This is a genomic window from Anaerobacillus sp. CMMVII (assembly GCF_025377685.1).
GTDB lineage: Bacteria > Bacillota > Bacilli > Bacillales > Anaerobacillaceae > Anaerobacillus.
Genome location: NZ_JACEHK010000015.1, coordinates 1 through 12,429, shown reverse-complemented (window position 1 = coordinate 12,429; position 12,429 = coordinate 1). Strand labels below are relative to the sequence as shown.

Sequence of the window (12,429 nt, the reverse complement as noted above, 5' to 3'; positions counted from 1 at the left end):
TAAGCAACAAACTTTGCGAAAATAGCCTTTTACAAAATCAAGGGAGGGTGCATGATTATGAACCTTATATTTGCCACCATCGTAATGGCATCTCTTGCAATTGTTATTCGTTTAAGAGCGATCCAAAAGCCAGCAACAGTTAAAAAGATTATTTTACCTCCTCTATTTATGTCTACTGGTTTATTAATGTTTCTTTATGAACCGACTAGACTTGAACCAATACAAGTTTTCGCAACACTCTTGGTTGGTATCCTCTTTTCTCTACTCTTAATTAAGACGTCAACATTTGAGATCAAGAAAGATTTCATCTATTTAAAACGTTCAAAAGCGTTTATCTTTATTTTAGTCGGTTTGTTAGTGACACGGTTGATAGTTAAATTTGCTTTTGGCGACTCAATAAAAATTGAAGTATTAGCCGGCATGTTCTTTCTACTTGCGTATGGTATGATTATTCCTTGGAGGATTGCGATGTATTTCTCTTTTAAAAAAGTAAAAAGACGACTAATAAATTCAGATGAAACAACATTTTTAGCTGCCAAAGGATGAGCAGATTTGAAAAACGGAGATAGGTGGTGACCTGATGTCACTTCAAAAAAGACTTAATTTATCGTTCATGGCAATGATCGTGATTCCTTGTATTTTATTTACTGTCGCACTCTTTTTTCTGTTTATTACTTTTTCTGGAACAGACGGAGTCATGAATTCTAGTTACCAATTACAAAATATCGAAAAGAAAAACACCATATTTTCAGAACTGAAATTATTGACCACTTCTACCCCTACCTCTTTTTATGATGAGAATTATTTATCTGAGAAGGCACGTGAACTTGAAGAGCTAAATATAGCCTTACTGATCAGAATTGATGATGATATTACGTTTTCCTCAAACTTGTTTAGTGACTTGCCAATTAAGAATTACCTGACTCCCTTTGGACAATTTGTTAATCATGTTCATAACTCTGTTGTCATCGGCTCACAAGCCTTTAAATTTGAGCAGCATGACTTTTATTTACCAGATCAACGTGAGGCAAGTATCTTTTTCATCAAGGAAACAAGTCCTCTAGAGCAATTTACAGCAGAATATTTACCTATTTTATTAGTTTTACTCATTGTGATCATCGTACTTACGAACGGAACACTTTCCTATCTCGTTTCAAGAAGTATCGTAAAGCCATTAAAAACGTTGCAACAAGCGACGGAGAATATTAAAAGTGGTAACCTTGATTTTAAAATTGAAGAAAAAAGAAAAGATGAGATTGGTCATCTTACAAGAGACTTTGAAAGTATGCGGCAAAAGCTAAAACACTCGATTGAAGTTCAGCAGCTATACGAGGAAAATCGAAAATTACTAATCTCTAACATATCCCATGACTTAAAGACACCAATTACTTCCATTAAAGGTTATGTAGAGGGCCTACGAGATGGCGTTGCCAATACAAAAGAGAAGCAACAAAAATATGTTAGTACGATCTATAGAAAAGCTAATGAATTAGATGCTCTCATCGATGAATTGTTTTTATTCTCAACTCTAGACTTAAACCGTGCTTCTTTCCACTTTGAAAAATTAAACATCGTTCATTTTATTCAGGAGTGTATTGACGATTTATCTTATGGTCTCGAGAAAAGTGGAGTGCAAATCAAGTTTCAAAATCCATATGCCTCTTCGGTTCTAGTGACAGCAGATCCTGAAAAGTTAATGCGTGTTTTTAACAATATTATTCAAAATAGTATAAAGTATATAGATAAAGATCCAGGACAAATTACGATCACTTTACACAAGGCTGAAGATTTGTTATTCGTGACGGTTGAAGATAACGGATCTGGCATTGATAGCGACGATCTCCCTTCTGTATTTGAAAGCTTTTATAGGGCAGACAAGTCTCGGAATAGTAAAACCGGTGGAACTGGTCTTGGTCTGGCTATCTCCAAACAAATTATTGAAGCGCATGGTGGTTCTATTTGGGCTGAGAGTACAAAAGGGATGGGAACTGCTATCAAGTTTTCGTTAAAATTACTAGAAACTAACGGTGATACGTTATGAAAAAAATATTAATTATTGAAGACGACCAAAGCATCGCCGAATTACAGCGCGATTATCTGGAAATCGAAGAATTTATCGTAGAAATAGAAGATGATGGTGAAAAAGGTTTGCAACGTGCTTTAAATGAGCATTACGACTTCATCATTTTAGATCTAATGCTGCCAAAGCAAAGTGGATTTGAGATATGTCGAAAACTTCGAAAAGTGAAGGAAACGCCAATCATGATTGTCTCTGCCAAAAAAGAAGACTTTGATAAAATTCGCGCTCTCGGTTTAGGTGCCGATGATTACATGGTCAAACCATTTAGCCCAAGTGAACTAGTCGCAAGAGTAAAGGCACATCTTGCCCGGTATGATCGTCTGATAGGAACAAAACAGCAAGAGACAAGGACCGTAACCATTGGACATATCAAGATTGATCAAGAGGATCATCGTATTTATGCCCATGGAGAAGAAATGATCATGACCGCCAAAGAATATGATTTACTAGTATTCCTTGCAACGAACCCTAATCGAGTTTTCAGTAAAGAGCAACTTTTTGAAAAGATTTGGGGGTTTGACGCTTATGGAGACACCTCAACAGTAACTGTTCATATCCGAAAACTAAGAGAAAAAGTAGAGCTTGAACCTTCCAATCCGAGAATGATTGAAACCATTTGGGGTGCTGGGTATCGGTTTAAATTATAGCAAATGAAAATCCTTGCGGTAGTACACACTAGCGTAGGGATTTTTTTCTGTTTAAAAATTAATTGTTTCAATGTATAACAGTTGTTGTTTTGACCTCAAAAGAAGGAATAACAGCCTTTCAGATAGAAAATATTACTAAAGATTTTAGAAAATGGAATAAAAACAATTATCTTTTATAATTTTTTTTGGATTTTAAGAATAAATTGAAGTAATTCAGAGAGATACTTTACTATCATCAAAAGGAATTCTATTGAGAATATAATCAAAAACTAAACTAACTGCCTAGATCATATAATTTATGAAATGGATTAAAGGAGATTTTAGATGAAAAATATTAATCGCAGTACAATAATATTTTCAATTTTTGGATTTGCATTTATCGCTTTTGTTTTACTGACCATTGATAAAGATCCTAAAGGCCAAACCATTAAAGAGGATACTAGTGTCAGTGTGAGTATAAATGAAACTGCTAATCAAGAACCTGCAACACCAGTTGTTGCTTCAAAAGAGTTAGATTACAAAGGGGAAATTTCTTCAGCTCATCATAAACTAAACTCTTTACTTGGGTATGGCAGAGATCAAAAAGTAGACTTTGAAAGTTCAACGTATCATACATTTTATTTAGACACGTTTAATTTGTTGGAACAAGCACGAAGTTCAACATCTAGCTCTATGGAAAAAGTGAACATAGATTTAGAAAACGCACTAACTATTCTTCAAATCGCCAACCTAAAAAAAGACCTTAACGGATTATTATACACTCACCGAATTATCCATGATTTGGATCGGTCCTTGAATGGAAGCAAGATTGATTGGGGCTACTCCTACCATGCAGAAGGCAAAGAGACCTCGGCTTATAAACGTCATGTAATATCCTATATAAATAAAAACATTGAGTTAGTTAATAAAGATATTGAAGATGAAAAGAACCCTTCTTAGAAGGATTCAGGCTGTTGAGAAAGTCTCAACAGCCTATTTTTTATGAATTCTACTAGATAGATTTTGACCGTCTCCTCCTATTTATAGCATCACTTTGTATGTTTCCAACTGACTAATAATGCCCATAAACCAATAAATCCATGAAAATAGGTAAGCCAAGGAATTGAAAAAAACATCATCACTATTCCGGAGAAAATAGCTAAAAATAGATAGAGAAATAATTTAAATCCGTTCCATTTTTTATACCCTTGTCTAAATGGGTTAAATAATTCTGTCCGAACATGGGTTGTTACGATACCAACAAGGAAGACAGCAAGCGTAATTCCAAGTAGAATATGAACCATTAAAATAACTGAATAAAATTGCCATTTAATATCTCCAAAAGGTACGAAAAGGATTAGGCCTGTTACCGCTGCTGCAATCGCTAATTTAACTGTAACTTTTTGCATATGATCACCTGTTTTTATTATGCATTAACACTATCTACATATTATTAAATTCCAAAAATATCCACATATCTATTGCAAATCTATCACCGCATAGCCCCATCGTCAATTACTATTTAAAAAAAAGATTTCAGCTATATATACATGGAGGTTTTATTATTGCTTATAACAATAACCTTTTAGAAAAGAGGTCCATTGTATTTGCGTAGAAGCCAACCGCAACTACATTTGGTTTGATAAAGCTCGACTAAAATAATTTAGCGACTTTATGCGTTTGTAGCCTTCTACCAACTGAAAGATAAAAAATCCTTACGATCTGCTACCACTGTTCGTAAGGATTTTCCCATTATTTAACTTCCTTCTTACCAATCTCTGACGACCTGTCCAATACAATATACTGCTATTTATCTTCTTTTATAGAGCGGAGAAATGCATATGACTCATGCATATTATTCGTTCTTAATAATAGCTTCTTCTTACCTTCTTTAATTTTAAATATAAATACAAGCGGAGTTCCTTCAATTTCATACTCAGGAAACTGCTTTTTGGCAACCTTGTCACTTTTATAATAATCAATTTCAATGACTGGTTTTCTAACACTTATATAGTTCTCAAATGTTTTTATTAGATTTTCTTCACCTTCGACAACTAAAACATAATAATCTTGCTGGTTAGTTAATGAACAACCACTTAACAAAGTAATAAACAACAAGATTATGGCCAATATTTTATTCAAATTAGAAACCTCCACTTTAGTTTCCTTGAGATTAAATGTTCTCTTTGATTTTACTATTCAGGGATTTACTCTTAACTATTTGGTAAAAAATGATTAGCATACTTTGTGCGATAATGTAAATTGGAAAAGACCAATACATCTTATACCCCTTATCAAAATGGAACAAACCAATTTTCAGCCCTATCCATTCCATCAGTAATGAAAAACAACTCCATATAAGTACATAATACAAATGCCAAATTCCCTTAATTTTTAATTTTTCATACAAATATAAAAAAAAATAACTATATGCCCCGTACATTACGTAGCTAAAGAAATCAATGATTTGATAAGATGAATTGTCATTTACATCATAGAAATCCCATGGTTTTGTACTAATCGTATGATCATAGAACATTCCATAAGCTATTCCAAAAATGTAATAAGCAATCCCTTCTAGTAGCGGAAATATTTTAGGAGTACTCCATATAAGGATTGAAGATCCAACTAAGCTAATTATTACGAACCACTCATTCCAATTAAAGGAGTTTTCATAAATAACCGTCATATGCTTCTCCTTTCCTTTCTAAGATTACTAATAACTTACTAATTCCCAAACCTATCATTAGAAAACTAACGTTTTTTAGAAAAGAATAAAATAAATTCCAATCAATAAATTGAATAGCTCCAAAATAATTCATCAAAACGTCCAATCCTTGCATAACTCCTATCGTAGTTATCAAAACGAGTACTTTTTTACTTCCTGTTGCCATTTGCAAACGTAAATTTAAGTAGATAACGATTAGTAGAGGAGTCAAGATACTTCTGTCTATGATTAAGTACAAATATAACCATGGAACCTCGGATATTTTAAGAAGGTTTAATTGCAACGTCGCGATTGTCATAAAATTTGCTGAAACGATCGTCATTAGCATAAATACAATTGAATTATGTAAGAATGAAAGCTTTTTTATAATAAAAAATGTAATATAGAAAATTACCAACATTATTGTGATGGAGAATGGTAAAGCCATTTGACCCCTCCTTGCTTATATTCCTAAACCTCTCTTGATTTTCATTCCATCCTTAATGTTTGTTTTAGAACATTTTTCATTCGTTATTTCCGCTACTAAGTTATAAATGTAGTTACGTAGAAACCATTCGCAACTACTTTATAGTTTGATAAAGCTCTGGATTAAGGTATTGATGAAATTGACTTATTTAACTAAGAAAATCAAAACTAAGCTACTACATTTCAAACTGTCTTGAATAAGAGGTTGACCGCTCGTTGAAGGTTCTAAGTTTCGTGAACTTTTTCTAACAAGTTTTCAATTATTAGATTTTTTTTTACGATATAAGATAAAATGGTCCTATAAGGAGAAAGGCTAATCTTTCTCCTCAATAAAACGTTTCATTTGTGAAAACTTTAACAATCTTTTTGAATTTGCTTTAGTACTAACATTCTATAGAGTAGGTGACGAAGATGGAGAAAAAGAAAGTAGTCATTATTGGTGGCGGGATCACAGGTTTATCTGCAGCTTATTATTTACAAAAGGAAATAAAGGAAAAAGGGTTACCCCTTGAAGTGAAGTTGTTTGAAGCAAGTAATCGTTTTGGCGGTATGATTAACACAGTTAAAAAAGATGGTTTTATCGTTGAAAAAGGACCGGATTCCATTCTTGCGCGTAAGACCAGTGCACTAAAATTAATAAAAGAAGTTGGTCTTGAAGATAAGATTGTTTCGAATACAGCTGGTAAATCCTATATCTATGCTAGAGGTAAAATCCATACGATGCCTGAGGGATCATTCATGGGAATCCCTACTCAGGTTACTCCGTTTGCACTTTCTGGCCTCTTTTCTCCGTTAGGAAAACTGAGAGCTGCTGGAGACTTTATTTTACCAAAAGGAGAAGAAAAGGATGATCAATCACTTGGAGAGTTCTTTAGGAGAAGATTAGGTAACGAAGTCGTTGACAATTTAATCGACCCATTACTATCCGGCATTTATGCAGGCGATATTGATCGACTAAGCTTAATGTCGTTGTTTCCAATGTTCTATCATATGGAGCAAAAACATAGAAGCTTAGTTCTAGGATTAAAAAAGGCGATGCCAGCACCACCAAAATCCGCTAAAAAAGAACCTTCTAAAAAAGGGATGTTCATTTCCTTATCATCAGGCCTTGAGACTCTAGTTGAGGAGTTAGTATCTCGTTTAGATGAAGGTACTGCTGTAAAGGAAGCACCCATTGATAAAATTGTGAGAGTACAAAATAAATACACGCTTACATTATCAAATGGAACCGTAGAAGAAGCAGACAGTATTGTGATTGCAACAGAACATTTCCATGCACAACGGATGCTTTCTGACTATTCTTTCATGAATGCCTTTGATGATATGCTGTCCTATTCAGTTGCCAACGTCGCAATGGCTTTTCCTAAGTCTGCGATCAAAAAGGATATTGATGGAACTGGATTTTTAGTATCGAGAAATAGCGACTTTAGAATTACAGCTTGCACATGGACACATAAAAAGTGGCCGGATACTACCCCAAATGATATGGCTTTATTGCGTTGTTATGTTGGAAAACCGAATGATCAAGCTATTGTTGACTTATCAGATGAGGACATTATGAATATTGCCTTACGAGATTTAAATAAAACGATGAACATAAATGAAAAACCACTATTTCATGTTATAACAAGATGGAAAAAATCAATGCCACAATATAATGTTGGTCATATTGAACGGATGAGCAACGTTAAGAACTCTCTTGCAACGGAACTACCGGGTGTATATCTAGCAGGAGGCTCTTACGAAGGTGTTGGAATCCCAGACTGTATAGACCAAGGAGAAACTGCAGTAAAAAAAGTGTTTGAGTACTTAGGATAGGCTGAATTCCCTAAACTCACTACTATCTATAAGTCAATTAATAACAGCTACAAAGAGGTTGATTATTTTTCCAGCTTAATTTTTTTTATTTTTTTTATTTAAACTATTGAAATCTCAATTATATGTGTTAATCTAATAATGCATTCTTTGGAAAACAACTATTCAATATATCATGTATTTCCAAGCAGATTTTGACCACTTCCATAAAGAAGTTAAGGCCATACGGACAGCCGGGTCAAATGCCGACTGGCAACTTAGTTGCCTTATTGATTGAGTTAGAAGCTCAAATTTTATAAGTTGGTTACTTTACAACCAGTGCATATGCACACAACTTGTGAAACGATCAATAAGAGTGATAAAAGTATTTATTTGCTATATAGACTCTGATCTCGTAATGATATATTTTGAATATTTAAGAGCCTCCAAGCAAAAGTCTAGGACTTTCGTGTGTTCATATACTTATGATTTTTTCATAACTATATTGATGCTTTTTAATTTTGAAATGATATCGAAAGCAAGTGTTGTGCGCAATTATGCGTTTGCACTTGCTTTTTTTGTTTTAAAAAATTTTTAGAGGATATGTTAAGAATTCATACCTAAAAAGATTTACTTACAAGTTGTTATGCCATTAGTTAGACTTATGTACTACTTAATTATTCAAAATCTATTTGGTAAGGGGAGATAAGTATGGGAAAAGCACTTATTATTGGTTGTGGTGGAGTGGCAGCAGTAGCCATCCAAAAATGCGTACAAAATAGCGAGGTATTTGAAGAAATCTGTATTGCTAGTCGTACTAAATCAAAATGTGATGATCTAAAAGCAAAATTAGATGGTGGTAAAACGAAAATTACAACTGCACAAGTTGACGCTAATAATGTGGACGAGTTAATCGCTTTAATCGAAGAGGTAAAACCGGATATCGTCATGAACTTAGCTTTACCTTATCAAGATTTAACAATTATGGATGCTTGTCTTGCAACTAAAACTCATTATTTAGACACGGCAAATTACGAGCCAGAAGATACGGCGAAATTTGAATATAAATGGCAATGGGAATACCGCGAACGTTTTGAAAAAGCTGGAATTACTGCACTTTTAGGTAGCGGCTTCGATCCAGGTGTTACAGGAGTATTTTCCGCTTATGCTCTTAAGCATCACTTTGATGAAATTGAATATATCGATATTCTAGATTGTAATGGTGGCGATCACGGCTATCCGTTTGCAACGAATTTTAACCCTGAAATCAATATTCGTGAGGTTTCTGCAAATGGTCGTTACTATGAAAATGGTAAGTGGGTTGAAACAAATCCAATGGAAATCAAACGTGTATACAACTTCCCTGAAGTTGGCGAAAAAGATATGTACTTGTTGTACCATGAAGAACTTGAATCTCTTGCTGTAAACATTCCAGGCGTTAAGCGCATCCGTTTCTTCATGACGTTTGGCCAAAGTTACCTGACGCACCTAAAGTGTCTTGAAAATGTTGGAATGACTTCGATTGAACCGATTGAATACGAAGGTAAGCAAATCATTCCGCTTCAATTCTTGAAGGCTGTTCTACCTGATCCTGCTTCTCTAGGACCAAGAACTGTGGGTAAAACCAACATTGGATGTATCTTTAAAGGAAAAAAAGACGGTAAAGAGAAAACGTATTATGTATATAATGTTTGTGATCATCAAGAATGCTACCGTGAAGTTGGTTCACAGGCCATTTCTTACACAACAGGTGTTCCTGCAATGATTGGTGCAATGATGATCATGAAGGGATTATGGAATAAACCAGGCGTATTCAATATCGAAGAATTCGATCCAGATCCATTCATGGATGCATTGAACAAATGGGGTCTACCATGGAAAGAAGATTTTAATCCAGTGCTAGTAGATTCAGAAGAATCTGCGAAAAAAATAGACTTGGAGTTCGTTCGTTAAGATGCGCTTTGAAGATTTACCAACACCGAGTTATGTAGTAGATGAAGCTCTTCTAGAAAAAAACCTTAAAGTCCTAAATGGCGTCATGGAACGAACAGGTTGTAAAATCATTTTGGCACAAAAAGCATTTTCCATGTTTGCCATGTACCCTCTCATTGGCAAATACTTAAATGGCACAACCGCGAGCGGACTATACGAGGCTCGCCTTGGCCACGAGGAAATGGGCAAAGAAAATCATGTCTTTGCCCCGGCCTATCGTGATGAGGAAATGGATGAAATCATTTCAATCTGCGATCACATCATCTTTAATTCTTTCTCTCAATTAGAAAAGTTTAAAGATAAAGTACTTCAAGCAGGGAAAAAAGTAGGGCTTCGGATTAACCCAGAATGCTCCACACAAGGTGGACATGACATTTATGACCCTTGTTCAATTGGTTCAAGATTCGGGGTAACCATTGAAAACTTTCGACCAGATTTGCTTAATGGTGTTTCGGGGTTACATTTCCACACTCTATGTCAGCAGAACTCAGACGACTTAGAAAAAACACTTGATGCGGTTGAAGAAAAGTTTGGACCATGGCTATCGCAAATGGAATGGATTAATTTTGGTGGCGGACATCATATAACAAGAGAAGATTATGATATCCCATTATTAGAGAAGTGTATTAAACGAATGCAAGATAAATACAACTTACAGGTTTATCTTGAGCCCGGAGAAGCTGTTGCTCTTAATGCAGGCTATCTTGTTACGACAGTACTTGATACGCTTCAAAATGGGATTGAGATTGCTATTTTAGATACTTCTGCATCATGTCATATGCCTGATGTGCTTGAAATGCCGTATCGCCCTCCTCTTTTTGGGTCAGGTGAAGCAGGTGAGAAACCATTTACATATCGACTTGGCGGACCAACATGTATGGCTGGAGATGTCATTGGAGACTTTTCCTTTGACCAACCATTACAAATTGGCGATCGATTAGTTTTTGGTGATATGGCGATCTACTCAATGGTAAAGAACACCACGTTTAACGGGATGCCATTACCATCAATTGCTGTTAAAGCGAAAGATGGAGATTGTTATATTGTTCACCAATTTGGCTATCAAGACTTTAAAATGAGACTAGCTTAATTTGATATTTGAAAGGAGAGCACACTCAAAAGATGTGCTCTCCTTTTCAAATTAAAAAGGCTGTTTCTTAAACTTTCTTGCTTTTAGATCGTCTTTTGTGAATGAATAAGCCAATGGGACAAATTCCTTTGTCCCATTGGCTTATTTAAAAGCTTCACGTAACGCGTGAAGATCCAAGCATTCGCATGGTTACGACCTAAAAGCTATTAGCAACAATCTTTTAGAAAAGTGCGATAAAAAACAAATTCGAATGATAACTGGTCCGTATCCTATCGCAAAATCATAAATTACATTAAAACTGAGATACAATTGTCACTAAATTGGCGCTGTGATTTACGACTATTTAATAATATAGATAACATGGACAGTTCAATTTGAAGCGAGACATTTTTTAAATATTCTTATTGCTGCACAAACGCCTACTTTAGTTCAATAACCTATTCAATATTTTCTATTAAAAATTCCTTTATTTCGTCAAAATCTGTTGTTTCGATAAGAATTCTCTTTTGGTCTAATATATAAAAGTATGGTGCTTCTTTTGCATTTAGTGATGGATATGTTTGCTGCGTTAAATGTAAATCATACACAAGCAATCCTACTTCTGATTATCTTGGTGAAATTCTGTAACCCATTGAAAATAGTCCCAGAATTTATCATCTTTAATTTCTGGTGCAATATAAAAGATTTTATATTGTTCCTCTGATACTGCATAAGGTAATTTTTGCGAACAACCTGTTCCTATTCCTATTAATAATAAGAATAAGAACAAAACAACAGTTTCCTTATTCATAACAAATAATTCCCCTCCTAATTTTTGCACCTTAAAACTATCCTCAATATATAAACAAAACCGTCCGTCACTGCTGCTGTTCTAGTAAAGATTATCTTTAGTTGAAGAAGGATTTTAGTTAATTTTGAACATGCGATAAAAAGATAAAATAATTAAAGCACAATAAAAAATTATAGAAATTAAGTAAAACATTGTTTCAAAAATTGTAGTCAGTGTATTAATTGCAATTAAAATAACTATATTCACAATTGAATAACTAATGATTATAATTAACAACTTCTTATAAAATCTATCATTAGTATATGAGTTTATAACTGCGCCAAAGCAACCAATTATAATAAAGAGGGTAAAACTACCCCAAAAATAATCAAAATCTGGAGTTACATTAATAGTATTTCGATAAAAAAGGTAAACAACTGAATTTACTATCGGCAATACAATTCTTGAATTATATCTATTATAGAATGAACTTAGGTGCTTCCTGTAAGCCTGTTAGCCGTTTATATGCCTGTAACATATCATGGACTTTCATATTAGCTAGTCTTACTTATCCACTGCTAACTTCACAATTTGGTGATATACACATTTCTATGTAGTAAGCGTTTAGACCCGTACATTCAGAAGTTCGTCAGTTTAATCCTTTTTCGTAGATTATTTAGCATTCTCACCATATTCATTCAACTCAAGCATCATGATTTACACCACCCCCTCGGGTAGGCTTTCGGCAGCCGAACTGTTACGATAAATTCTCACGCCTTCTTGCCGAGCTTATAACACTATCATTCTTACTAAATTTAGTGCTATTCGACTAAGAGAGAGCCCTTCAAGACGTTACTCAATCATTTGACTCTTCGATATAATCCT

13 protein-coding genes are annotated in these 12,429 nt (G+C 34.3%); 7 read left to right on the top strand and 6 right to left on the bottom strand.

Annotated features, from left to right (window positions below):
• The first annotated feature begins 51 nt into the window (after positions 1-51).
• The 4 genes from H1D32_RS17315 to H1D32_RS17300 all read left to right on the top strand — a co-directional run bounded on the left by H1D32_RS17315 (position 52) and on the right by H1D32_RS17300 (position 3,666).
• On the top strand, positions 52-546 hold the full coding sequence (locus tag H1D32_RS17315; protein ID WP_396126231.1) for a CcdC family protein: 495 nt from the start codon (positions 52-54) through the stop codon (positions 544-546).
• A 34-nt stretch (positions 547-580) separates the two neighbouring features.
• Positions 581-2,041, top strand: coding sequence for a sensor histidine kinase (locus H1D32_RS17310; protein WP_261179525.1), 1,461 nt, complete (start codon positions 581-583; stop codon positions 2,039-2,041).
• On the top strand, positions 2,038-2,727 hold the full coding sequence (locus tag H1D32_RS17305; RefSeq protein ID WP_261179524.1) for a response regulator transcription factor: 690 nt from the start codon (positions 2,038-2,040) through the stop codon (positions 2,725-2,727). Before H1D32_RS17310 ends, H1D32_RS17305 begins: the two co-directional genes overlap by 4 nt.
• Positions 2,728-3,051: 324 nt before the next feature.
• Complete coding sequence (locus tag H1D32_RS17300) at positions 3,052-3,666, top strand: hypothetical protein (protein WP_261179523.1); 615 nt, start codon at positions 3,052-3,054, stop codon at positions 3,664-3,666.
• A gap of 89 nt (positions 3,667-3,755) precedes the next feature.
• Here H1D32_RS17300 and H1D32_RS17295 read toward each other — a convergent pair whose 3' ends face one another.
• The 4 genes from H1D32_RS17295 to H1D32_RS17280 all read right to left on the bottom strand — a co-directional run bounded on the left by H1D32_RS17295 (position 3,756) and on the right by H1D32_RS17280 (position 5,861).
• Positions 3,756-4,115, bottom strand: a complete 360-nt coding sequence (locus H1D32_RS17295) for a hypothetical protein (RefSeq protein ID WP_261179522.1) — start codon at positions 4,113-4,115, stop codon at positions 3,756-3,758.
• Positions 4,116-4,512: 397 nt separating this feature from the next.
• The gene (locus tag H1D32_RS17290) at positions 4,513-4,848 is read right to left on the bottom strand and encodes a hypothetical protein (protein ID WP_261179521.1); all 336 of its coding nucleotides are present in this window, start codon (positions 4,846-4,848) and stop codon (positions 4,513-4,515) included.
• A gap of 31 nt (positions 4,849-4,879) precedes the next feature.
• Complete coding sequence (locus tag H1D32_RS17285; protein ID WP_261179520.1) at positions 4,880-5,395, bottom strand: hypothetical protein; 516 nt, start codon at positions 5,393-5,395, stop codon at positions 4,880-4,882.
• Positions 5,379-5,861, bottom strand: coding sequence for a hypothetical protein (locus H1D32_RS17280; protein WP_261179519.1), 483 nt, complete (start codon positions 5,859-5,861; stop codon positions 5,379-5,381). The genes H1D32_RS17285 and H1D32_RS17280 overlap by 17 nt, the downstream gene beginning before the upstream one ends.
• 449 nt (positions 5,862-6,310) lie before the next feature.
• On the opposite strand from H1D32_RS17280, the gene hemY reads away from it, so the two are divergent.
• The 3 genes from hemY (at position 6,311) to nspC (ending at position 10,775) form a co-directional block, all read left to right on the top strand.
• Positions 6,311-7,717 carry a protoporphyrinogen oxidase gene (gene hemY / locus H1D32_RS17275; protein WP_261179518.1) on the top strand — a complete coding sequence of 469 codons (1,407 nt, stop codon included), beginning with the start codon at positions 6,311-6,313 and terminating at the stop codon, positions 7,715-7,717.
• A 687-nt stretch (positions 7,718-8,404) separates the two neighbouring features.
• Complete coding sequence (locus H1D32_RS17270) at positions 8,405-9,646, top strand: saccharopine dehydrogenase family protein (protein ID WP_261179517.1); 1,242 nt, start codon at positions 8,405-8,407, stop codon at positions 9,644-9,646.
• A 1-nt stretch (position 9,647) separates the two neighbouring features.
• Positions 9,648-10,775, top strand: coding sequence for a carboxynorspermidine decarboxylase (gene nspC / locus H1D32_RS17265; protein WP_261179516.1), 1,128 nt, complete (start codon positions 9,648-9,650; stop codon positions 10,773-10,775).
• Positions 10,776-11,212: 437 nt separating this feature from the next.
• Here the strand turns inward: nspC and H1D32_RS17260 are convergent, their stop codons facing one another.
• Positions 11,213-11,362 carry a hypothetical protein gene (locus H1D32_RS17260; protein WP_261179515.1) on the bottom strand — a complete coding sequence of 50 codons (150 nt, stop codon included), beginning with the start codon at positions 11,360-11,362 and terminating at the stop codon, positions 11,213-11,215.
• Positions 11,363-11,370: 8 nt separating this feature from the next.
• On the bottom strand, positions 11,371-11,565 hold the full coding sequence (locus H1D32_RS17255; RefSeq protein ID WP_261179514.1) for a hypothetical protein: 195 nt from the start codon (positions 11,563-11,565) through the stop codon (positions 11,371-11,373).
• Positions 11,566-12,429: the final 864 nt, after the last annotated feature.

Bases quoted from the DNA above. Each gene is read 5' to 3' on its own strand.
- H1D32_RS17280 (WP_261179519.1), bottom strand. From the start codon at position 5,861: ATGGCTTTACCATTCTCCATCACAATAATGTTGGTAATTTTCTATATT.
- H1D32_RS17300 (WP_261179523.1), top strand. From the start codon at position 3,052: ATGAAAAATATTAATCGCAGTACAATAATATTTTCAATTTTTGGATTT.
- H1D32_RS17285 (WP_261179520.1), bottom strand. From the start codon at position 5,395: ATGACGGTTATTTATGAAAACTCCTTTAATTGGAATGAGTGGTTCGTA.
- nspC (WP_261179516.1), top strand. From the start codon at position 9,648: ATGCGCTTTGAAGATTTACCAACACCGAGTTATGTAGTAGATGAAGCT.
- H1D32_RS17305 (WP_261179524.1), top strand. From the start codon at position 2,038: ATGAAAAAAATATTAATTATTGAAGACGACCAAAGCATCGCCGAATTA.
- H1D32_RS17255 (WP_261179514.1), bottom strand. From the start codon at position 11,565: ATGAATAAGGAAACTGTTGTTTTGTTCTTATTCTTATTATTAATAGGA.
- H1D32_RS17310 (WP_261179525.1), top strand. From the start codon at position 581: ATGTCACTTCAAAAAAGACTTAATTTATCGTTCATGGCAATGATCGTG.
- hemY (WP_261179518.1), top strand. From the start codon at position 6,311: ATGGAGAAAAAGAAAGTAGTCATTATTGGTGGCGGGATCACAGGTTTA.
- H1D32_RS17315 (WP_396126231.1), top strand. From the start codon at position 52: ATGATTATGAACCTTATATTTGCCACCATCGTAATGGCATCTCTTGCA.
- H1D32_RS17270 (WP_261179517.1), top strand. From the start codon at position 8,405: ATGGGAAAAGCACTTATTATTGGTTGTGGTGGAGTGGCAGCAGTAGCC.
- H1D32_RS17295 (WP_261179522.1), bottom strand. From the start codon at position 4,115: ATGCAAAAAGTTACAGTTAAATTAGCGATTGCAGCAGCGGTAACAGGC.